A 22,801-nucleotide genomic window follows, 5' to 3' on the forward strand; every position below is an offset into this window, starting at 1 on the left:
TTAGTCGGCTTACAACCCTTATACATAATTTATTGTCAGGTGAATAGAAAAAACTTCCTTCAACATACAGGCCTACTAATAGCTGGGGCGGGTGTATCCAACAGTGTGATGGCTGCAACAAACTCTTCAGCACATTCCTGGATCATTCCACCATATTTGCAAAAAGGTGATACGATCGGGATAACATCTCCTGCAGGGTATATTCTTGAAAAAGATATTCAGTCCGCCGTTCAGAAGATCCAATCCTGGGGCTTTAAGGTTGAAATAGGAAAGACGATTGGTACACGCGACGGAAGTCTTGGTGGTACAGATGCCGCGCGACTGACCGATTTTCAAAACATGCTTAACAGCCGGCATATTAAAGCAATTTTATGTGCGCGTGGTGGCTATGGCCTGGTGCGGATCATCGATCAGATGGATTTTAGCAAGCTGCGTGCTCATCCAAAATGGATCATTGGATTTAGCGACATAACGGTGCTGCATTGCCACATCAATAACAATCATCGGATTGCAACTATTCATTCGAAAATGTGTAATAGTTTCCCGGATGACTGGGCAAAAGCAGATCCCGTTCAGGTGCAAACAATTGAATCCATACAAAAGGTTCTTACCGGCACAAAAATGAGCTATAATGCGCCTTATAATGCTTTCAACAGAACTGGAAAAGCTTCGGGTATTTTGGTTGGGGGCAATCTTAGAACAATGGAAAACCTTGCTGCTACAGATTCTGATATTGATACGCACGGCAAAATATTATTTGTGGAAGATACCGGGGAATATCTTTACAATATAGACCGGATGTTCTGGAGTTTTAAACGCACAGGCAAATTAAAGCATCTTGGAGGGTTAATTGTTGGCGGCTTTAATACCAAAGCAGAAACTAATCCTGACGATGAGTTTACAAAAAGCCTGTTTGAAATAGTGATGGAAAAAGTAAAGCCTTATAACTATCCCGTTTGTTTTGATTTTCCTGTGGGACATCAGAAGAATAATTTTGCGCTGAAATGTGGTGTGAGACACAGGTTGACTGTGGCGAGCGAGGGAAGTTCTTTAATTGAAAATTGAAAATGGACAATTGAAAATGATGGCTAAATGTGCGAATGTGCGAATTTGTAAATGTGCGAATCCGTGTACTTCGTATTCGTACTTAAAACGATTTATTAGAAAACAATATTCATAATAATTACAACATTCAATTGAGTTAGTAGAGCTGATAGCTGATAGCTGATAGCTCAAAGCTATTTTCAATTGTGTCGATAAAGCTGACAGCTGATAGCTGAAAGCTCAAAGCTCTACTATGATTATTCCTCCTTATCTTAAAAAAGGTGATACTATTGGCATTGTTTGTCCTTCAGGATATATGCCATTTGAAAAAGCGCAGACCTGTATTGATACGCTGCAACAATGGGGCTACAAAGTAAAAGTGGGTAAAACATTGGGCAATCAGTCCAATTATTTTTCAGGAACTGACGAAGAGCGGCTTGCTGACCTGCAGGCTATGCTGGATGATAAAAGTGTGCATGCTATATTGTGTGGAAGAGGAGGATATGGTTTAAGCAGGATTGTTGATGATATAGATTTCCGTCATTTTAAAAAACATCCGAAGTGGATCATTGGTTACAGTGATATTACACTGCTACATGCGCATTTATATACAAAATTGAAAACGGCGTCCCTGCATTCTCCGATGGCTGCAGCGTTTAATGATGGCGGTGCTAAAAATGAATTTGTGCTGTCTTTGAAAAAAGCGTTAGAAGGGAAACACTCCCAATACAACACACTGCCACATGCATTAAACAGAAAGGGTGTTGCACAGGGAGAACTTATTGGGGGAAATCTTTCCTTAGTGATCAATATCATTGGATCAGTTTCAGACTTCAAAACAAAAAGTACAATATTGTTTTTGGAAGATGTGGGTGAATACATCTACAGCGTTGACAGAATGATGATGCAATTAAAGCGCGCCGGTAAATTAGATAATCTTTCCGGTCTTGTAGTCGGTGGATTTACCGATATGAAAGACACCACGATTCCTTTTGGTCAAAACGTATACGACGCCATTTACGATAAGGTTAAAGAATATAGTTACCCTGTCTGTTTTGACTTTCCGGTGAGCCACACAGATCGCAATTATGCCTTAAAAGTTGGTGTAAATCATGAACTTACGATAAATAAAACCAAGGTATTGCTGAAAGAATTACATTAATGCTGTACCGTTAATTGTGGCTATGCTGGCACAGAATTTTCATTACAATTCTAAACGTTAGTTATGAAAAAGGAAGCTGCAAAAGATACCCATCCCATCACAAAGAAAGAGGATGTCCAAAAAAGCAATGACGAACATATAGACCAGGATTTTGAAGGTTTTCCTCATAATCCCGCGAAAGAAGATATCATCAATCCAAAGACAAAAGAAGATGCAAAAACGGCAGGCTTAAAGAAAGAGGATATCAAAAAGATGGAAAAGAAGGATGATGACGAGATATATTCCGTTGGCTCCGGCGGCGCATTTGACGCAACGGAAGATGTGAGCGAAGACGAAGATTAGGGTGAACCACGGAGACACGACGACACGAAAGAAACACAAAGGTTTTTGAAACCCGTCCGATCCGGCACGGGCGGGCACGAAAGCACGAAGGACACAAAGGTGCACAAAGTAAGTATTGCATATTATGCTTGAACGCCACTAATATATACAATTGAACCAGGAAGGCGCACTACCTAAAGAAACATAAAGGTTTTTGAAACCCGTCCGATCCGGCACGGGCGGGCACGAAGGACACAAAGGTGCACAAAGTAAGTGTTCCATATTATGCTTGAACGCTATTAATCTATATAATTGAACCAGAAAGGCACGCGACACGAAAGAAACACAAAGGTTTTTGAAACCCGTCCGATCCGGCACGGGCGGGCACGAAGGACACAAAGGGCAAAAGCGTCAAGAGATTTTCCGCTCCGATCATTGTCAATTCTCCATTTTCAATTTTCAATTAACTAAGTGTTCCTCCGTGTCGCCCTGTCTCCGTGGTTACAAAGCTTTGCGCATGAAGCGCAGCCAGTTGCCGTGCATCACGTTTTTAATATCTTCCTGTGAATATCCCCGTTTGCTTAACAACACAGGAACTTTCTGTAAATCTGCTATCGTTTCAAGATCATAAGGGCATTGCTCTTTTCCAAAAGCGCCGTCAAGATCACTGCCAATTCCAATGTGAAGTGCGTTGCCTGCAAGCTGGCAAATATGATCCATGTGATCCACCATCTTTTCCAGGTTACAATTCATCTGCTCCGGTGTAGACTGGTGGCGTATCCAGCCGGGAACCATCATCCATGCATCAAGCGCACCGCCGATTACAGCGCCTCTTTCAATCAGTACTTTGATTTGTTCATCGCTGAACTGGCGATTGTGATTCACCAGTGCTCTACAGTTATTATGGCTGGCCCAGACATTTCCTTTGAAAATTTCCATGGCATCCCAAAAGGCATCATCACACAAATGTGTTGCATCCAGGATCATATCCAGCCGGTCCATCTCTTTTAAAAGTTGCTTGCCTTGCTCGTTCAGGTGACCAGTTGCATCAGTTCCATTTGCATAGCGGCCGGGTCCGTAATGAGCTGGTCCTACGGCGCGCAAACCATTTGCATAAGCCCGTTCAAGATGTTGTATTGTAACGAGGGAGTCGGCGCCTTCCAGACTAAGAATAAAACCAATGGGTTTGGCTGTGTTCTCAATGTCCTCGTTTGTCCATAAAGTAATATGCTGCTCAAGGCCAGCAACATTTTTTATCATTACCATTTCGCCGGCTGCTTCCATTGACTTATACCATGATAATTGTGCCTGAGTTTGCGCCCAGGCCTGTTCAGGTGAATGCCACCCCGGTAAAGGATTGTCCGGTGCAACATATCTCGCGATCTGTGTAGCCACCACAAGACCAATATTTCCCTGTCTCAACGCGGGCAGCGACACCGTTCCTTTGGCTCTGTCCGGTTTATCAGTAAGGCCTTTTTCTCTTTCCCTGATGTTTGCAATGCTCTCGCGCAGATCCCTGTTCCACTCCATTGCATTCATGCTTAAATCTAAATGAGCGTCTATTGTAAACATATTCAAAGTTCAAAAGATTGTGTAATTGAAAATTGAAAGTTGACAATTGAAAATGATAGAAAACCGGCAGTAACCTTCATTTTCAATTTTCAATTGTCAACTTTCAATTAAATGTTTATTTTTCTTTTTCTCGCAACAACATCCCAAAAGCCAACTGCATTGTTGTTTTCTATCACAACAGCAGTATCATATAAGGCAACGGTGGGGCATATATGTACCGGTACGGCATACAAAACATCCCCGATGGTATATATGGAAGCGTCCGGCACTTTAATCACCATATGCTCCTCACTTTGTGAAACGGGTAATGCTTCAGGTGCATTGAGAAAAGCTACCCTTGGCAGGGGATTTTCAGCAGCAACAGATTTGTGCCCCAGATCAAGACAGACAGTCTGATGATCAATCAATGAGATTACACGCGTAATAACAAGTGCCGCGTATTCAAAAGGTTCATCCGGTGCGATCTGTTTGTAACCCCAATCCCAGAAAACAAATGTCCCGGGACTACATTCGACATTTTCGCGATGTATATGCGTGGGGAATGTTGGCGTGCCACCCACTACCACGGTCAAAGGGTGGTTCGTTACAGACTCAAGGGCTTCTGAAAGTATAAGCACTTTTTGAAAAGCCTCGTCACTTTTATGTTGGCGAACGGTCAAATCAGTATCGCGAATGTTGCCATCATATGCATGCAATCCAATTACCCTTATGAATGGCAACAATTGAATCGCTTCGAACAAATACAAAGCGTGTGCTGGTTGTATACCGGTTCTGTTCATGCCGGTGTTTAAGTCGATGTACACATGTATTGTCTGCTCATATTTTTGACCCAGCTCTGACAAATGCTGCGCAGGGACGATGTGATCAACAAGACAGGAAAAATAAGTAGCCGGATACTGCTTGATGAGCTCAATAAACCTTTCGGCTTTTGGACCAACAGGTTGATAAGCCAGCAATACATCTTTTGCGTTTATCTGTGCAAGCATCTCGGCTTCAGCAATGGTTGCGCATTTAAACTTGCTGATGCCTGCATCCATCATCAGGGAGCAAACTTCCGCAATCTTGTTTGTTTTAACATGTGGCCGCAACTTATTTGGATCGCCAATCATTCTAACGGCACGCGCAATATTTTGTCTTACGCGATCCCTATAAACAACCAATGCAGGAGAGTCTATCGTGGAAATATTTTCTATCTCAAACCAATCCATAGAACTTACGTGTTTTGAGAAAAAATAAAATTGAAGTCAAAATTCAAAAATCAAAATTCAAAACGATGAATGTTTGTAACTGGCTTAGTTGTTTGCCTGCGGGATACTATTTTGAATTTTGACTTTTAACCTTTGAATTTATTACTCTAGTTCAAATAAAGCTTCTATTTCAACAGGAATGTTTTCTGGCAGTGAGCCCATGCCCACGGCGCTTCTTACGCCGATGCCATTGTCCTCGCCCCAGATCTTTGTAAATAATTCGCTGCATCCGTTGATGATATAAGGATGTTTTCCAAAATCAGGCGTGCAGTTCACCATACCCAGCACTTTAATCACTCTTTTTATTTTATCCAGCGAACCAAGATTGGTTTTTATGGTAGATAAGATGGTCAGGCCAACCTGTTGAGCAGCCAGTTTTCCTTCGTCTTCATTTAATCCCTGGCCAACGCGGCCAAAAATTAAAGTGCCGTCAGTCTGAACAGGACCGTGTCCCGATACATAACAATGCTTGCCATCTATAACTAAAGGCTTATAAACACCCTTGGGTGCCGGAGCTGGAGGAAGTGTCAATCCAAGTTGTTCGAATCTTTCGTCTGCGGTCATTGTGTTGATTTTTATAAGAAATAGGTCAAAAGTAAAAAGTCAGAACTAAAAAAACATCACAGCCGGGAGTCACAGTTCAACTACCTAAAATACTATATTTTTTCTGTGATAGCGCCGCAAAGGTTTTTAATGCATTCACGCTAATGAACGTGCGAGGATGCAGAAGCGTTCAGCACATTTATTTTACAAAATAGTTCAACATAAATACACCAATTAACCCGACAACGGAAACGATGGTTTCCATAAAGCTCCAGGTTCTTATTGTTTGCTTGAAAGACAGGTTGAAATATTCTTTGAACAGCCAGAAGCCGGGGTCATTTACATGAGAAAACATCAGGCTGCCGGCGCCGGTGGCCAATACCATCAAACTGGGGTTTACACCACTGCTTGCAATAAGTGGTGCTACAATACCTGCCGTTGTGAGGCCTGCAACAGTTGCAGAACCTACGCTTACTCTTATTATGGCGCTAATGCTCCACGCAACAAACAGCGGATGAACGTTCATGGTTTGCAGAGAGCTTGCAATCTGGTTGCTAATGCCTGTATCTGTAAGCACTTGTTTTAAAGCACCTGCGCCGCCTATTACAAAAATGATCATTGAGATGTCCTTAACCGCATCACCTAGTGAATTGCTTACATCGTTAACGGTCCTCCCTTGACGAACACCCAGTGTATAAATACCGGTGATAACGGTAAGCAGCATTGCGGTAACCGGTTCGCCGAGGGATATGATAATTGTTTTTAACATGGATTCTTCGTGAAGAACCGATTTGGTTATGGCTGCGGTTGTTATTAAAATAACGGGAAGAAAAGCTGTTATAATACTATTGAACATGCCCGGTAGTTCATTTTCCTGTTTGTGTTTAACAGCAAAAGTATCTATTGGTTTGGCGTTGAAATTTCGCAATGTCATAGCAAATACAGGACCTGCAAGTATAATAGCCGGTACAGCTACAATCAATCCTAACAGCAATGTTTGTCCCAGGTCTGCATGAAACTGTTGCACCAAAGCTGTCGGAGATGGGTGTGGTGGCAGATATCCATGTGTAACAGATAATGCGGACAGAGCCGGCAATCCAATATAAACAGCCGGTAACTTGTATCGTGATGCAATGCTGATAATCAAAGGAACAAGCAGAACAAATCCGACATTGTAAAATAGCGGAATGCCAATTACAAAAGCTGTAACTACCAGTGCCCAAACCAGGTTTTTTCTTCCGAACCCCTTCACCAATCCATTGGCAATTCTTTCGGCTGCCCCGCTATCAGCAACCAGCTTACCCAGCATGGCACCAAGGCCGATGATAGCAACAAGCGACCCCAATATATCGCCGATCCCTTTTTGAACCGAAGTGCTTATTGAAATAATATCCTGTCCATGCGCAAGACCAATGAGAATAGAAACGACAAGAAACGAAAGAAATGCATTTAGCTTAACACCCGTTATTAAAACGATCAACAAAATAATTCCGGCAATAAGTATGATATATGACATGCAAGCTAGTTGGTTGTTTTAAGTAATAGAAAAGGAAGATAGCCAATATTTGCCTATTAATATTCCATCATTTCGGTGAGATTGGAATTTTTAAGGATATGGCTGTTGATTAGTTGGCATGAATTGTTTATCGAACTTCCCGGCACGATTCATTATCGGAATCAATTAACTTTGCGTTTTAATAGATAAAAATTATCAGTAGAGATGACCTTTACACAGTTAGAATATATAGTTGCGGTAGATACATACAGACATTTTGCAGAAGCGGCTTCACAATGCTATGTAACCCAGCCAACCCTGAGCATGCAGATTCAGAAGCTGGAAGAAGAACTGGGCGTTAAGATTTTTGACAGGAGTAAACAGCCGGTATTGCCAACCGAACCTGGCATTGAAATTATTGAACAGGCAAGAAAAGTTCTTGCTGAACGCGATGCACTTACCGAAATGATAGAAGCTAAAAAAGGTATTGTAAATGGCGAACTGAAAATTGGCATTATTCCAACGTTGGCGCCCTATTTACTGCCCTTGTTTATACCCGGATTTGCGAAGAAATATCCCAAAGTGAAAGTTATTGTGCACGAATTAACTACAGATCTGATACTGGCTCGGTTGCGTGAAGGGAAAATAGATGTGGGCGTACTGGTTACTCCGTTGAATGAGCATGGTATTAAAGAACATATTCTCTTCTATGAAGAGCTGCTGGTGTATGTTTCTAAAAACAACGATGCGTACAAAAAGAGTTATGTTCTTGCAAAAGATATTGACCCCAGCAAATTGTGGTTGCTGGAGGAAGGCCATTGTTTCCGTTCCCAGATCATTAACCTGTGCGAGCTGAAGAAAAGTAGTAAGGAAGGTAATCTCTTCGAATATGAAGCAGGAAGCCTGGAGACATTGCGCCGGTTGGTGGATCTAAATGATGGCATAACCATTCTTCCGGAACTGGCAACGATGGATATTTCTCCCAAACAGCAACAGAACCTCCGTTATTTCAAAAATCCCGTTCCTGTAAGGGAAGTGAGTATTGTAACACACCGTGATTTTGTAAAAAAGAAATTGGTGGAGCTGTTGAAAAAAGAGATCCTTGCTTCAATACCGGATAAAATAAAGAAGAATAAAAAGACGACGGTAGTGCCTATTTAATGGAGAATTGAAAAGGGAAAATTGATAATGGGATTAGAGTTGTCTGGATCCGGATTTATGGGATGAAAGGATTGTCAGGATTAGAATCGTTTGGTGAATGGCGACAGCACAATATTTAATTCAGATATCCGGGCATCCAACATCAGACATCCCAAGATCAGAGATCAACAAATCAGACATCAGCGATCAATAAGTCAGAGATCATCATCTCAGGCCTCTTTCTCAAATTCTTTTCTCCACGCGTCCATACCACCCTTTAGGTTAAAGAGATTAGTGAATCCAAATTTTTGGTGCAGACGTTGAATGGCTATGCCGCTTCTGATGCCCTTGCGGCAATAAAAAATGACGGGTTTATCTTTGGGTATTTCTTCCGCGCGGGTCATAATGTCTTCCATTGGAATTAACAGACCGCCGATGTTAAATTCTTCGTGCTCATGAGGTTCACGAACATCAATTAAATGGATATTTTCTCCGGCCTCCATTTTCTCCTTCAACGCTGTAACAGATATCTGATGCATACAAAAAACAGGGCCCACTGAAATCTCAATGGGCCGAATTAAGTTCTATAATTATTGAAAAGCTACGAAAGAATTAGCGAGCCTAAGATTAGGTACTTCGTACTTCGTAAATCGTACTTTGCGAAAGTTCGAGGTAAGACAGCACCGGTTCACCATTCACTATTCACGCTTAAATGTGTTCATGTTCCGAGAAAATCCGCTTCAAAGGAATAGTCGCAACAGGCGAAACGATCAATGGGAATTTTTCAACGGTAACAAAGCTGGGGTCAAGTCCAAAGCCTCTCTCTTCGCTCAGGCTTATTTCCTTCAGCCAGAAGTAAAGCTTCATGATCATCTTTTCGAAGATGGGCAGCTCGTTGTCACTGGACAGATACTTTTCCATCACAATAAACTGGAAGTCGCCAACAACATTGTTTTTCTCCAGGCTCTCGTACCGGCTCGTGATGTTTACTTCCTTGTTATTTACCAGTTCTTCCACAACTTTTCTGAACATCAGGTTGATCTTTTGCTCAACACGGAAGCCAACCCTGAACTCGATACGGATGATATCGTTCGGAATAATGTGATCAACAATATACTCGCAAGTGTAAGGATCGTCCAGCACATCTACGTGCACAAACCAATAGATATCCGCCCGTTTGGGCTTTTTATTCAAAATGGAGTAGATGATCTTATGCTCAATTTCCTTAGGGTTATTGGCACTGGTCATATACACCAGGTGCGTAGCATATTTTGGAACAGTTTTGTCGTTGCTTAGTTCCTGGATCATTGGCAGATAATGTTCCAACCGCACAAATTCCACATAGCGATTCTTGATCTTCCTGCTGCGGAACCAGGTATACATAACACAAAAAAGCCCACCACCCATAATAAGTGATACGAAACCGCCGTGCGGGAATTTATCCAAATTAGCGAAAAGGAAACTGCCCTCAATAGCGAAATAGACAAAGAGATACAGATATATTAATGCCGGATGCGTTCGTTTCGAGACGAGATAATTGGCAAACAAAACAGAGGTTGCGATCATACACATGGTAATGGCCAGACCGTAAGCCGCCTCCATGTTGCTTGATTCTCTGAAATACAAAACAATGCCAATACAGCCAAAGAACAATAACAGGTTAATGCCGGGAATATATAATTGCCCCCGCTCTTCTGTAGGATAATTGATTTTCATCTTTGGCCACAGGTTGAGTCGCATAGCTTCACTGATCAATGTAAAGCTTCCGCTGATCAACGCCTGGCTCGCAATAATGGCTGCCGCGGTCGCAATTACTACACCCGCAATGGTAAACCATGGGGGCATAATGCCATAAAATGGATTGATTAGCGAAACCGCATTTGGAAATTCTTTGATGAAAACCGGATCATGCAACATTTTGTCTGTTGCGAATACGGTACCGTGATGATGGGATAAAAGCCATGCCCCTTGTCCGAGGTAGTTAAGTATCAAACAGGTCTTTACAAATATCCAGGAGTACCTGATGTTCCATTTACCACAGTGGCCAAGGTCAGAGTAAAGCGCTTCGGCCCCTGTAGTACAGAGGAAAACGGCACCCAACAGCCAAAATCCTTTAGGATAAGTGATTAGTAATTTAATACCATAATAAGGATTCAGCGCCTTGAAAATCTGCATATCATCGCTTAGGTGCGAAATACCGAGTATCGCCAATATGGTAAACCACAAAAACATGATAGGCCCAAATAGCTTTCCGATTGAAGCAGTTCCAAATTGCTGAACAAAAAACAATATTGAAATAATAAGCACTACAATATATACAATGGTATTGGGGCCCATAAGATGTTCAAGCGCTGGCATTCTGCCAAGCTCCTCAATTGCAGAAGTAACAGTAATAGGAGGGGTGATCATTCCATCCGCCAAAAGCGCGGCTCCTCCAAGCATTGCCGGTATAACCAGCCATTTTTTTCGCCGCCTTACCAACGCATACAATGAAAAAATGCCACCTTCACCCCGGTTATCGGCTTCAAGGGTCAGTAGCACATATTTGATGGTAGTTTGTAAAGTTAGCGTCCAGATAATGCATGAAACGCCGCCAAGAATAAGGTTTTCTCCAATTGGTTTGCCTCCTATTATGGCGCTCATTACGTATAAAGGAGAGGTTCCAATATCTCCGTAAATAATTCCTAAAGCAACGATTAAGCCCGCCATCGTTACTTTATTGTGATTCTTGCCCACTTAGTAATAATTTGTCTTAAAATCTAAAAATCTTAACAAATGTATAGTGAAAAAGTTATGTGACTGTAAAAATGATTTTCAGCAAAAAACGTTACTGAATGTTATTTGAATTATTTAACCAAATAATGGACCGTTTTATGCTCGTTTAACGTTTTTTTGTAAAGCAAAAAGGTTAAACAGGTTTTGTTTCGTTATGAAAATTCTTTGATTTAACTTAACCTCTCCTTTACTGAAGTTTGTTGTTAATTATAAAAATTTTGCAAGCTTTAAGCTTACATTTGTTAGGAAAATATTAAGCGGCCAGATTATGATTAGAAGGACATTATTTTTTGCTACTTTATTGCTTTGCCTGTTCTCATTTGCAAATGCCCAGAAGATAACTTATTCCGACCCGGATAAAGACGATCCCAGACAAGTAAACTTTGATATAATTGGTAGATTGAATGATCATTTTCTTGTGTATAAGAATACCAGGAACGCTTTCAACATTACTGTTTATGATAGCGAAATGAAGCAGGTTGGTAAACAAGATCTTGCATTTCTTCCCCAGCGTACACTAGGGGTAGATTTTTTGGCTTACAAGGATTTTGTGTATGTGTTTTTTCAGTTTCAAAGAAAAAACAGCGTTTATGCAGCTTACGTTAAATTAAATGCTGAGGCGAAATTGATGATGGACCCGGTTATTCTGGATACGACTGAGGTAAATTACAGCAGTAGTTCCAAGATCTATACATTCATAAACAGTGATGACAAGAAGAAGATTGCAGTATTCAAGATCAACAGTAAAAATGATCGCAGCTATGTGGTAACAACAGTGTTGTTTGATCACGATATGACCAGGGTGAATAAACGTCAGGTAAAGGTCGCGATGGATAACAAAAATGATTTCCTGAATGAGTTTACAGTTGATAATGATGGTGACCTGGTCTTTTTACGTTCTTCCGGTTCCTCTCAGAAGAACAATATAACAAAACTTACATTGTTCTATGCAGGAGTGACGGAAGATTCTGTAACTGCATACGACCTTACATTGTCCAAAATTTACCTGGATGATATTCGTGTAAAGGCCGATAATATCAATAAGAATTTTCTCATCACTTCTTTTTTCAGCTCAGGGAAAAAAGGCAATGTAGACGGTTTGTACGCAACATTGTGGAGCAAAACAAGCAAAACAGAAAGGGCTACAACCAATACGACTTTTAACGAAGACCTGCGTAATGAAGCAAAAACTGAAGGCAGCCTTAAAGCCGCTTTCAATAATTATTACCTGCAGAACATAGTAATGAAAAAGAACGGTGGATTTTTTGTGGCTTCTGAATCCGTGTACACTTCTTCCCGGGGTGGTATGTACAACCGTTGGGATTACATGTACGGATCACCCTTTATGTCGCCGATAGATTACTATTATTACAGCCCATACTACAGCGGTTATTACCCCTGGGGAAGATGGGGTGGCTTCAATAATATAACAAGGTATTATGCGGACAATATCGCTATCCTTTCTTTTGACTCTACTGCAAACCTTGATTGGGGAAATGTGATCACCAAATCACAGTTTGATGATAATACCGATAACTTTATCGGCTATACAACTTTCAATACTGGCAGTGAGGTTCATTTTATTTACAACCTGTCAGAAAAAAGAACCCTTTTGTTAAATGATCAAAGCATTGATATAAAGGGACAGATCACCAGAAATCCAACCTTCCGCAACCTGGATAAGGGTTACGAGTTTATGCCAAGGTATGCGAAGCAGGTTGGTTCGCATACTATGATAGTTCCCTGCCAGTACCGGAACTACATCTGTTTTGCAAAGATTGAATTCTAAATAGTTGAACAAATATTAACATCATAACGTTAGTACATTATGCATTCGCCGGATAAAACGAAGAATCGTTCCGGTGATTAAGTGAGAACCGGACTGTGAAGATTTTAACATTAGCAAGCTGAGAGCACTCTTTCAATAAGGCTGCTTATAAACAGATAGATTTGATATCAATTTTCAGGGACCGTTCATCGGCAAATGTTTTCTGGTTAATATTTTTCAGCGTGTTGCTGCACGCACACTTTCTTGTGCGCCCCGTAGAAGTTCCGGCCTTTGTAGAACAGGGCTTTTTAGGGTATTTTGTTCAAAAATATATCTCTCCACTACCTTCTGTGGCGATTACCCTTCTTTATCAGGTCATCGTGTTGCTTCAGGCACTGCGTTTAAATTATATTTTGAATGATGTAAGAATGTTTCAACGGCAGTCGTTCACGCCTGCATTGTCTTATGTGCTGCTAACGGCTTTGCTACCCGAATGGAACACACTTTCGCCTGCACTTATCGCCAACAGTTTTATTATTTGGCTGATCTACAGATTGCCAAAATTGTACAATACGCAAAGTCCCAAAACGCTTATCTACAATATGGGTATCATTGCAGGTATTGCTGTAATGGCCTATTACCCGTCATTACCGCTTATTTTGGTGGTCTATTTCAGCATTGCAATTCTGCGGCCTTTAAAACCCAACGAATGGTTTATATTGTTGATGGGAATACTTACGCCCTTTTATTTTTGGGCGGCATGGTTGTTTATTAATGACCGTTTGCCAGACATTAAAGCGTTTATTCCCCGTTGGCAACCTCATATAATTGTAGTGAAAAATTATGTGCACGCAATTATCACATACAGTCTACTGGGCATTTGTATTTTAGGCGGCTTAATAACATGGCAGAACAATAACGGCAGAATGCTTATACAAGTAAGAAAAGTCTGGGCCGTTCTGCTCATCATGCTGGTATTGTTTATTCCCATGGTTTTCCTGGTACCCAACGTTTCAACAGAAGCATTGTTGTTAAGCATTGTGCCTGCCGCGGCTATTCTGGCCAATCTTTTTCTTTACCCAAGAAGTTTGGTTTTACCCACGATAATATTTGTATTGTGCATAGCCCTCGTTATTTATAACAACTGGGATTTAGGCTTTTAGAATTTTCAGTAATGAGTTTCGGATGGCTTATGTCGGATCTTGTGATCTCTGATTTCGGTGGTAATGATGGTTCTTGCATTTATTGAAAATGCAAGTGATCGAGTGTGTTTGTTTCATCTTAGAATAAGAAGAGTCAAATATCGTTTTAAGGTTGAACAGGAAGAAATCAGACATCAGAGATCCTCAGATCAGCGATCCTCAAATCAGAGATCATTCAACTGCCCGCCACTTATAGCTTCTTATTTTTTCTTCAGCGAAGATTTACGCACGATCAGCTCTGCATCAACAAAAACCATTTCCGGCTCATGATGTTCATGTGGTGCACGCAATTGTTCAACCAGCTTCAAAGCGGCAGCTTCTCCTATTTTGATGCCCGGGTAATTGATCGTAGTTAGGCGCGGCTCTACGATCTTGCTGATAACGTCATTGTTAAAACCAACAACGGCAATATCTTCAGGGATGCGTATTCCTTTTTCCTTAAGCGTTTGCATTACCACTGCGGCGCAGAAATCGTTCGTGATAAAGATGCCGTCTGGCATCGGATTCATTGACGCAATTGTATCGGCAGCTTCAATACTTGCATGTTCACTCAAATCGTTAATGATCACCAGCTCTTCTTTATAGCAAAGCGCGTTATCGTTAAGCGCCTGTTTATACCCCTGAAGCCTTTCGTTATATACATTTCGTTTTAAGCTGGCCGTAATATGTGCAATGCGTTTGCAGCCTTCATCTATCAAATGTTTTGTAGCGGCGTAGCCTGCTGCGTAGTTATCTATCACAACTTTGGTTGCAGGAGTGTCTTTATCCACGCGGTCAAAAAATACAACGGGAATTCCTTTTTTCAGAAAAGGGTCATAGTGCTGAAGACTTTCAGTATCGTACGCCAACGATGCAAGCAGCCCGTCAACTCTCTTATGAAAAAGATTGTTTGCATTGGCAGCTTCTTTTTTGCTTGTTTCGGAAGAGTGACCAATGATAAGATCGTAACCACTTTCTGTAGTAACTTTTTCAATGCCTGCGAGAACCGAGGTAATAAAGTTACTGTTCAGTTCATGCACAATAACGCCAATGGTATGTGTCTTTTGCTGGCGCAGGTTACTGGCAAAGTTGTTGGAGCGGTATCCCAGTTCTTTGGCAAGTTCCTGGATCTTATTTTTGGTCTCCATTTTTATGGCAGGATGGTTTTTCAGTCCCCTGCTCACGGTAGCAGGCGAAATTTTCATAATCCGGGCCAAATCGTAAATGGTAACTTCTTTTTCTCTTTTCATAAGTGTTCAGTCCACAAGCTAAAATTGTTTATTTAATTTCAAAACAAAAAATCAATGCAATCGGTTGCAAATTTGAAATTTCCTATTATATTTACGTCCGCTATCAGTTTTTAGAGGCAAATTAATAGTATTGCATCGCCATATGGACAACTTTCTGCTGCATAGCCCGCCAGAATCTTCCATGAGTAACATTGATAGTTAAAATTGAACCATAATATGCTATTGCTGGGAATAGATGTAGGAACATCATCAATAAAAGTGTCTGTGGTAGATGCAAATTCACAACGTTGTGTTGCATCCGCCTTTTTTCCGGAAACAGAAGCGGAAATTATATCGCATGAAAGTGGTTGGGCTGAACAGTCTCCCGATTCGTGGTGGAATTTCGCCCGTCAGGCGATAAAAAAGGCGCATGCTTCTAAATTGTACAATCCGAAAGATATAGCTGCAATTGGTATTGCTTACCAAATGCACGGATTGGTACTGGTAGATAAGGATCAGCAGGTGTTACGGGATTCGATCATATGGTGCGACAGTCGTGCAGTTCCTTACGGTGACAAAGCGTTTGCAACTATTGGAGAAGAAAAATGCCTGAGTCATTTGCTAAACTCCCCGGGGAATTTTACCGCAGCCAAACTTGCCTGGGTAAAAGAAAACGAGCCGGAGGTTTATGAAAAGATTTATAAATTAATGTTGCCGGGTGATTTTATCGCCATGAAATTAACCGGTAGTATCTCTACAAGTGTATCCTCTCTGTCAGAAGGTATTTTTTGGGATTTTAAGGAAGATGCTTTGTCAGAAGACGTGTTGACTTTCTTCGATTTCGATCGCAGTGTAATCCCATCTATACAAAATGTATTTAGTGAGCATGGTCGGGTATCCCAAAGTGTGGCGGATGAATTGCAATTGACAGCGGGTATTCCTGTAAGTTATAAAGCCGGTGACCAGCCCAATAACGCATTATCTCTAAATGTTCTGGAACCAGGTGAAGTTGCTTCAACTGCAGGTACATCCGGAGTTATTTATGGAGTTAGCGACCAGCTTGCGTACGACCCGCTATCAAGGGTAAACAGCTTTGCACACGTTAACTACACAAGCGATAATAAGCGGATAGGTGTGCTGCTTTGCATTAACGGCACAGGTATATTGAACAGGTGGTTGAAAGAAACTGTGGGAAGGAATGAAAGTTACGCGGCCCTTAATGAAGCTGCTGCCGACATTAAACCGGGCAGCAACGGATTATCCATTTTACCTTTTGGAAATGGTGCCGAACGCATTTTAAATAACAAGATCGTGGGCGCACAAATTCATAATATAGATCTTAACAAACATACTCCGGCCCACATTTACCGGGCAGGGCAGGAGGGAATTGCTTATTCCTTCAGGTATGGTCTGGATATTATGCGCGAGAACGGAATGACGCCATCGGTGATACGCGCCGGTAAGGCAAATATGTTTTTGAGCGATGTGTTTGCCAGGGCATTTGTGAATGTTACGAATGTACCGGTTGAATTATATGATAACGATGGTAGCGTTGGTGCTGCGCTGGGTGCAGGCATAGGATGTGGCTTCTTCAGTACGCAAAAAGAAGCATTCACAAACATGAAGCGTTTGACGACCATAGAGCCTTCGGCCAATAACGACGGGTACGAAGCATATTATCAACAATGGAAAACAATTTTAAAAAATGTTATTGGCGGTGTAAGGCTTGAGGTGTAAGGTATAAGGTGTAAGGTATAAGGTATAAGGTATAAGGTGTAAGGTATAAGGTGAAAGGTATGAGGTTTTCTGGTGATGAACATAACTGGTTATGCGGGAGAAAAGGCGCTAACATAATCCGTCAATCCCCAAATCTGATAAATCCAGATACAAACAAAATTCCAAATCAATTTCATAAATAATAAATCAAACAACTATGTCAGTATTACTTGGTGAGAAAGAATATTTCAAAGGCATCGGGCAAATTAAATACGAAGGTGCACAAACAGATAATCCGCTTGCTTTTCGCTGGTATGATGAAAACAAAGTAGTGGCAGGCAAAACCATGAAAGAGCATTTGCGTTTTGCATGCGCATACTGGCATAGCTTCTGCGGTAACGGTGGCGATCCTTTTGGAGGCCAAACTCATTTTTTTGAGTGGGACAAAAAAGCTGATGCAGTTGAAAGAGCAAAAGATAAAATGGATGCTGCTTTTGAATTCATCACCAAGATGAATATGCCTTACTACTGTTTTCATGATGTGGATGTTGTTGATTATGGTAATGATGTAGTTGAAAATGAAAGAAGACTACAGGCATTGGTTGATTATGCAAAGGAAAAACAGGCAGCCACGGGCGTTAAACTGTTATGGGGTACAGCAAACCTGTTTTCCGCAGTGCGTTATATGAATGGTGCTGCAACCAATCCGGATTTTAATGTGCTAACGCATGCTGCGGCACAGGTAAAGGCTGCGCTTGACGCAACAATAGCTTTAGGTGGAGAAAACTATGTGTTCTGGGGCGGAAGAGAAGGCTATATGTCATTGCTGAACACCAACATGAAACGCGAACAGGAGCACCTGGCAATGTTCCTGCATAAAGCCAAAGATTACGCAAGATCGCAAGGGTTTAAAGGAACATTCTTTATCGAGCCAAAACCATGCGAGCCAACCAAACACCAGTATGATTATGATTCAGCAACAGTAATTGGTTTCCTGCGCCAGTTTGATTTAATTAATGATTTTAAACTGAACGTTGAGGTAAACCATGCTACATTGGCGGGACATACTTTCCAGCATGAATTGCAGGTTGCCGCGGATGCAGGCTTACTGGGTAGCATTGACGCTAACCGTGGTGATTATCAAAATGGCTGGGATACTGACCAGTTCCCCAACAACATCAATGAGCTTACTGAAGCAATGCTGATCATTCTTGAAAATGGCGGTTTTGGCGGCGGCGGTATCAACTTTGATGCTAAGCGCAGAAGAAACTCTACAGATAACGAAGACTTGTTCTATGCACATGTTGGTGGTATGGACACGTTCGCAAGAGCGTTGATCGTTGCTGACAAAATATTACAGAACGGTGAATACAACAAGATCCGCAATGCCCGCTATGCTTCTTTTGATAACGGCGATGGTAAAGCGTTTGAAGAAGGTAAGCTGTCATTAGAAAATCTTCGCGACCTTGCAGCTAAAAACGGCGAACCTGCAGTTACCAGCGGCAGACAAGAGTATTTGGAAAATTTGATCAATAGATTTATTTAGTGAAAAGTGAATGGTGAATGGTGAAGGGTGAATAGTGAATAGTGAAATGTGCGGCACCATAATAATACGCCTCCGGTTTACTTGATTGAAGATATTGACGATAAAAGTTTGACGAAATTGTCCGATTTATATAACAGGCTACTTCGAAAAGAGGTAGCCTGTTTGTTTATTGCCCACTTTGGTGACTTTGGTGAAAAGTGAATGGTGAATAGTGAAATGTGTGGCACCATAATAATGCGCATCCGGTTGAAGACATTGACGACAAAAGTTTGCCGAGATTTTATATAACAGGCTACTTCGAAAAGAGGTAGCCTGTTTGTTTATTGCAATCCAGTGACCATGGCCATTGAAACGATTCTTATTCACTATTTATAGAACAATCTATAAAATCGGATATCTTTTCTTTTTTTGAATCATTTTGTGTTTTGGCCATTAGCATAAACTTAAGCTTTAGGGCTATTTTAGTGGCTTTTGCGAATACTTTCCCAGATAAGGATAATGAATCTTTCTTCAAAGATGGCAATCCGAGAATTTGTATTCAATTTTCTTGTAGCTGCTTAGCCCCATTTCACGGGTATTTATATAATTTTTTCGACGCCTTTACATTCTTTATCCATACTACTTTTACTTTATATGCATTTACTTTTATAAGTTAAAGCTAAATGTGTGAAGGGTATCAGGCTACATTAGATTTTTAGCTTTCATACCAAATCTTTCGGATAGAATTAAGCAATCCCATAAAAATAAATACGGTTTGGAGAAAAAGGATTTAATACCAATTTTAAAACAATATTTCCCGCATTCGGTCGGATGCATGTTGAATGGCAGCCAAGTAAGAAATATTCAACTTTCGTCAGGATCGGACATCGATGTTTTTATTTTTGATCTTTTGTTCTCACATATAACGACCTATTCATTTGAGCACGACGGATATTTGTTGGATGTAACAATTATCCCCCTTATTGATATCCAAAATGTTCTTTCTGACGCTTGTAATGAAGTGCGAGGCGCAATGCTAACGGCTATTATAGAGAGCGAAATTCTAGATGATACCAATTCAATAATTAGAGATATTCAACATAAGGCAACTGAGTATTATACGATACCTAATCCCGGGAGGGCCATGATTTATAATGACCTGGTATATCAGTTAAAGAAGATTGCAGTTAAGGCAAAGAAAAAAATATCGCCACTTGAAAAAATAATTTATGTTTCAGATTTTATTGGCCACATAACCAGTGTCGAATGTTTTCGTGCCTCAGGATGGATTCCAACCAAAAAGGCAAAAGCAGATTTTTTGTTGAAAGAGAGGCCAGATTTTGCTGAAAAAATAATACATATTTTTAATGAGGTTGTAGTCGAATCAAAACTGGACTTTTTGTCTCAATACGTTGAGGATTATCTGAAAATGATACCACCCATTGAAAACTTTTTTACAGCTTCGGATGAACTTGTACTGGATATTTCTATCGGTGGCATTGAAAGAAAAGACGATGCTTTTAAATTGATATTCCTTATAAAAGACAACAGTCTGCTCAATTCTCATTTTAGGTATTTTTTCTTCTCGCCTAAAAAATATTTTCACACATTCAAAAACGACATCTGCATTGTATTTAAATGTCGCGATCTTTCATTAGAGCTTGTACTGCTGGACGCGTTGAAAAAACTATATTATTCTGCATTCCATAACGAGTTGGTCTGTTATAAAATATTTGGTTGGCAATTCCGCCTTTTAGCTTCTAATGTCAAACCTTATGTCGATGCGCTAAAAGAGCAGATCTGCAGCTTTCTTTTAATCACATACATTGAAAGGAGGAATGAAACTCTTTTTCTTGCATTTATTATCTGCGTGTTAGAAGAGGTTTTAATGCAATGCCGGACTGAGTTGCAAGATTGCATTAAGGCTAATTTTATTTTGATGCAACGGTTGTTATTTGCAACAGGACAGGAGGCCGATATAAGATCTTATACCGAACTAATAAACGAACGGAATTTCAGGTATGGCTTTTTAGAAGATAAATATATGAATATAGCTAATGAACTTAAACTGCTTATTGAAAAACAAGGACGCCTGCCATGCAATATGGTCGAAACTATTTCTCAAATGATTGCTCATAGCAATGAGTATAACAAATCATTACCACCGTATCTGAATTCAGTATTACAGTTGTTTGAAATAAAACCGGTCTCCGTTGTGACCGTATATATGTTGCTAGTGGAAGAAGTGTTATCAATGTGTTACAATTCTGATGATGGGCTATTAGTTTTATACTATTTAACAAAAATGCATCAATCCAAAGATAAACGTCTATAACACAACAACATGTTTTTTTAATCTCAAAAAATATAGCGTATGAAATTTGTAGAGTTTCTTACCCAGTTTCCTGTAATGGACGACGCTGAACTGCAGTCAATTAAAGGCGGAGGAACACTTCCGCCGGTAACAGTTACAACCTATATCGGTGGAGGGGGGAGCGGAGGAAGTGGTGGAGGCTCCTATGATTCCAGTCAAATAGTGAGTATAAGCCAAGGATTTAATGATACATCTCAACCCACTTATACAACTTCCATGGATTATTTTAAAGCGCATTTTCAAAATTTTAAAACTAATCATCCCGTTGTTTTCGTTGACAATGAAGCACCGCCCGGATATACAATGAATGGGGATAGGAGATTTGTAGATGCCAGAGGGAACGTTTCAGATGCTGCTACCAAACTAGTTAACGGATTTATATTTATTTATGTGGATAGCTACGTTTTGAACACAGAAATGCCAGATTTTGTAAGACAGGAAATCTTAGGCCATGAACTAGTGCACGCAAAGCAAATTGAAGAACATTATGACATGTATGTTAATAATAATGCTCAATTTACATTAAACAGTGAATACGCGGCATATCAATATTCTCTAAATTCCGCCAAAGCAGCTGGTGATCAGGTCGGTATCCAGTTTTTTCAAAATCTTTTGAATACAGACTATTCGGGTGGAAAGGCTGCGAATTGGACTAGTAATTATTCTGACGTACCGACTAGATAGAGCATTTTAAAATTCAAATTTATAAAGCTGCCATTTGATGTGAGTGGCAGCTTACTAACATAAAAGATAAAATATGACTAAATATAATCTAGTTCTCCTGGTGTTTATCCTATTTGGATATACTTCAAGTGCTCAATCTGGCTTTCGATCGAAAGTTGAAGTAGAATTGAAGTTAATTCAAAAACAAGACAAGCAGTCTGGACAAATTATGGCGCTCAGTTTGACTATTATTAATAGGTCGGGGAGTGATATTTTTATACCTGGTTTTTCTGCAGAAATGATTTCTGGTCTAACTGTTTACAAAAAAGAATTAAGCGGGTACAAGAAGACTTCATTGTATCCCACGGTTGCGGGGTGTGCCGTGCCTCCAAGGCCGAATAAAATTGTTGGAATGTTGCTTAAGCAAGATAAATTGCGCTTTACACTTCAGGACAGTATTTTCCAGGCATATTTAAAAACAGAAACCTCAGATAACAGACTAAGACTAAATAATGCTATTGATCAGCCTTTTTTTTTGAAAGCAAATCAAAGGGTAGAAAACTATACCGTAGTTGGACTTGAAGAATTATTGAAGACTAATGCAGAATACAAAATCTGTTTTGAACCAAGAGTTCATGAGAATGCTAAGGAATTTCCTGACAACATTTTTAATTATCAAAAGTATATACCAATTGAAGTCGAAGCTAACACAATATATTACCAGGTAATAAAATAGAAGGTTGCAATAAAAAAAATAGTTTTGGCAGCTATAATGCTGTTGAAAAATGCAAGTGCAGGGGATGATTCAATCCGAAAAATCCACGCACAATTATACCTCATTCAAAAAAGCGTGATAATAATACTTGTAAGTGCTTGCCTGTGGGAATATCAGTTTTTAACGACTCGGATGAGGATGTTTTTGTTCTGTTTTTTTAGCCAGATTGGGCGACGGATACATATTTGTAAAAAAGATTCCGTTGATAACTTAAAGAAAATCTCCTTATTGGATGAAGTGAAAGGATGCGACATCTGAAAAAAAATGTCAT

The 22,801-nt window shown here is 40.3% G+C and carries 18 protein-coding genes; 11 read left to right on the forward strand and 7 right to left on the reverse strand.

Features of this window, described 5'->3' with window-relative positions:
• The first annotated feature begins 39 nt into the window (after positions 1-39).
• From QTN47_RS04150 to QTN47_RS04160, 3 genes are all read left to right on the forward strand, one after another.
• Positions 40-1,065, forward strand: coding sequence for a S66 peptidase family protein (locus tag QTN47_RS04150; RefSeq protein WP_369328060.1), 1,026 nt, complete (start codon positions 40-42; stop codon positions 1,063-1,065).
• Between the two features lie 232 nt (positions 1,066-1,297).
• Positions 1,298-2,206: a S66 peptidase family protein gene (locus QTN47_RS04155; RefSeq protein ID WP_369328061.1), complete on the forward strand. Its 909-nt coding sequence runs from the start codon at positions 1,298-1,300 to the stop codon at positions 2,204-2,206.
• Between the two features lie 63 nt (positions 2,207-2,269).
• Positions 2,270-2,548 carry a hypothetical protein gene (locus QTN47_RS04160; RefSeq protein ID WP_369328062.1) on the forward strand — a complete coding sequence of 93 codons (279 nt, stop codon included), beginning with the start codon at positions 2,270-2,272 and terminating at the stop codon, positions 2,546-2,548.
• Positions 2,549-3,028: 480 nt separating this feature from the next.
• On the opposite strand, the gene QTN47_RS04165 is transcribed toward QTN47_RS04160, so the two are convergent.
• The 4 genes from QTN47_RS04165 to QTN47_RS04180 all read right to left on the reverse strand — a co-directional run bounded on the left by QTN47_RS04165 (position 3,029) and on the right by QTN47_RS04180 (position 7,405).
• Complete coding sequence (locus QTN47_RS04165; protein ID WP_369328063.1) at positions 3,029-4,099, reverse strand: dipeptidase; 1,071 nt, start codon at positions 4,097-4,099, stop codon at positions 3,029-3,031.
• A 107-nt stretch (positions 4,100-4,206) separates the two neighbouring features.
• Positions 4,207-5,307, reverse strand: coding sequence for a D-TA family PLP-dependent enzyme (locus QTN47_RS04170; protein WP_369328064.1), 1,101 nt, complete (start codon positions 5,305-5,307; stop codon positions 4,207-4,209).
• Between the two features lie 141 nt (positions 5,308-5,448).
• Positions 5,449-5,910, reverse strand: coding sequence for a RidA family protein (locus QTN47_RS04175; protein WP_369328065.1), 462 nt, complete (start codon positions 5,908-5,910; stop codon positions 5,449-5,451).
• A gap of 178 nt (positions 5,911-6,088) precedes the next feature.
• Positions 6,089-7,405, reverse strand: coding sequence for a gluconate:H+ symporter (locus tag QTN47_RS04180; RefSeq protein ID WP_369328066.1), 1,317 nt, complete (start codon positions 7,403-7,405; stop codon positions 6,089-6,091).
• 204 nt (positions 7,406-7,609) lie between these two features.
• Here QTN47_RS04180 and QTN47_RS04185 point away from each other — a divergent pair, with 204 nt between their 5' ends.
• A complete protein-coding gene (locus QTN47_RS04185; protein WP_369328067.1) occupies positions 7,610-8,545 on the forward strand; it encodes a hydrogen peroxide-inducible genes activator in 936 nt (311 codons plus the stop codon).
• Between the two features lie 209 nt (positions 8,546-8,754).
• Here the strand turns inward: QTN47_RS04185 and QTN47_RS04190 are convergent, their stop codons facing one another.
• Together QTN47_RS04190 and QTN47_RS04195 are read right to left on the reverse strand one after the other, a co-directional pair.
• Positions 8,755-9,063: a rhodanese-like domain-containing protein gene (locus tag QTN47_RS04190; RefSeq protein ID WP_369328068.1), complete on the reverse strand. Its 309-nt coding sequence runs from the start codon at positions 9,061-9,063 to the stop codon at positions 8,755-8,757.
• Positions 9,064-9,232: 169 nt separating this feature from the next.
• Entirely contained in the window at positions 9,233-11,260 is a 2,028-nt protein-coding gene (locus QTN47_RS04195) for a KUP/HAK/KT family potassium transporter (protein ID WP_369328069.1), read from the reverse strand.
• 307 nt (positions 11,261-11,567) lie between these two features.
• On the opposite strand from QTN47_RS04195, the gene QTN47_RS04200 reads away from it, so the two are divergent.
• Together QTN47_RS04200 and QTN47_RS04205 are read left to right on the forward strand one after the other, a co-directional pair.
• Positions 11,568-13,088, forward strand: a complete 1,521-nt coding sequence (locus QTN47_RS04200; protein ID WP_369328070.1) for a hypothetical protein — start codon at positions 11,568-11,570, stop codon at positions 13,086-13,088.
• 161 nt (positions 13,089-13,249) lie between these two features.
• Entirely contained in the window at positions 13,250-14,230 is a 981-nt protein-coding gene (locus tag QTN47_RS04205) for a DUF6427 family protein (RefSeq protein ID WP_369328071.1), read from the forward strand.
• Positions 14,231-14,469: 239 nt separating this feature from the next.
• Here QTN47_RS04205 and QTN47_RS04210 read toward each other — a convergent pair whose 3' ends face one another.
• Positions 14,470-15,498, reverse strand: a complete 1,029-nt coding sequence (locus QTN47_RS04210; RefSeq protein ID WP_369328072.1) for a LacI family DNA-binding transcriptional regulator — start codon at positions 15,496-15,498, stop codon at positions 14,470-14,472.
• A 216-nt stretch (positions 15,499-15,714) separates the two neighbouring features.
• Here QTN47_RS04210 and QTN47_RS04215 point away from each other — a divergent pair, with 216 nt between their 5' ends.
• From QTN47_RS04215 to QTN47_RS04235, 5 genes are all read left to right on the forward strand, one after another.
• A complete protein-coding gene (locus tag QTN47_RS04215; RefSeq protein ID WP_369328073.1) occupies positions 15,715-17,214 on the forward strand; it encodes a xylulokinase in 1,500 nt (499 codons plus the stop codon).
• Positions 17,215-17,410: 196 nt separating this feature from the next.
• The gene (gene xylA / locus QTN47_RS04220; protein WP_369328074.1) at positions 17,411-18,739 is read left to right on the forward strand and encodes a xylose isomerase; all 1,329 of its coding nucleotides are present in this window, start codon (positions 17,411-17,413) and stop codon (positions 18,737-18,739) included.
• A gap of 754 nt (positions 18,740-19,493) precedes the next feature.
• Positions 19,494-21,053 (forward strand): hypothetical protein, encoded by a 1,560-nt coding sequence (locus tag QTN47_RS04225; RefSeq protein ID WP_369328075.1) that lies wholly within the window; start codon positions 19,494-19,496, stop codon positions 21,051-21,053.
• Positions 21,054-21,092: 39 nt separating this feature from the next.
• Positions 21,093-21,776 carry a hypothetical protein gene (locus QTN47_RS04230; RefSeq protein WP_369328076.1) on the forward strand — a complete coding sequence of 228 codons (684 nt, stop codon included), beginning with the start codon at positions 21,093-21,095 and terminating at the stop codon, positions 21,774-21,776.
• A gap of 73 nt (positions 21,777-21,849) precedes the next feature.
• The gene (locus tag QTN47_RS04235; RefSeq protein ID WP_369328077.1) at positions 21,850-22,491 is read left to right on the forward strand and encodes a hypothetical protein; all 642 of its coding nucleotides are present in this window, start codon (positions 21,850-21,852) and stop codon (positions 22,489-22,491) included.
• Positions 22,492-22,801: the final 310 nt, after the last annotated feature.

It is taken from the genome of Danxiaibacter flavus (assembly GCF_041060425.1).
Taxonomy (GTDB): Bacteria; Bacteroidota; Bacteroidia; order Chitinophagales; family Chitinophagaceae; genus Danxiaibacter; species Danxiaibacter flavus.

Bases quoted from the DNA above. Each gene is read 5' to 3' on its own strand.
- QTN47_RS04165 (WP_369328063.1), bottom strand. From the start codon at position 4,099: ATGTTTACAATAGACGCTCATTTAGATTTAAGCATGAATGCAATGGAG.
- QTN47_RS04200 (WP_369328070.1), top strand. From the start codon at position 11,568: ATGATTAGAAGGACATTATTTTTTGCTACTTTATTGCTTTGCCTGTTC.
- QTN47_RS04170 (WP_369328064.1), bottom strand. From the start codon at position 5,307: ATGGATTGGTTTGAGATAGAAAATATTTCCACGATAGACTCTCCTGCA.
- QTN47_RS04160 (WP_369328062.1), top strand. From the start codon at position 2,270: ATGAAAAAGGAAGCTGCAAAAGATACCCATCCCATCACAAAGAAAGAG.
- QTN47_RS04230 (WP_369328076.1), top strand. From the start codon at position 21,093: ATGAAATTTGTAGAGTTTCTTACCCAGTTTCCTGTAATGGACGACGCT.
- QTN47_RS04180 (WP_369328066.1), bottom strand. From the start codon at position 7,405: ATGTCATATATCATACTTATTGCCGGAATTATTTTGTTGATCGTTTTA.
- QTN47_RS04185 (WP_369328067.1), top strand. From the start codon at position 7,610: ATGACCTTTACACAGTTAGAATATATAGTTGCGGTAGATACATACAGA.
- QTN47_RS04210 (WP_369328072.1), bottom strand. From the start codon at position 15,498: ATGAAAAGAGAAAAAGAAGTTACCATTTACGATTTGGCCCGGATTATG.
- QTN47_RS04175 (WP_369328065.1), bottom strand. From the start codon at position 5,910: ATGACCGCAGACGAAAGATTCGAACAACTTGGATTGACACTTCCTCCA.
- QTN47_RS04190 (WP_369328068.1), bottom strand. From the start codon at position 9,063: ATGCATCAGATATCTGTTACAGCGTTGAAGGAGAAAATGGAGGCCGGA.
- QTN47_RS04235 (WP_369328077.1), top strand. From the start codon at position 21,850: ATGACTAAATATAATCTAGTTCTCCTGGTGTTTATCCTATTTGGATAT.
- QTN47_RS04215 (WP_369328073.1), top strand. From the start codon at position 15,715: ATGCTATTGCTGGGAATAGATGTAGGAACATCATCAATAAAAGTGTCT.
- QTN47_RS04155 (WP_369328061.1), top strand. From the start codon at position 1,298: ATGATTATTCCTCCTTATCTTAAAAAAGGTGATACTATTGGCATTGTT.
- xylA (WP_369328074.1), top strand. From the start codon at position 17,411: ATGTCAGTATTACTTGGTGAGAAAGAATATTTCAAAGGCATCGGGCAA.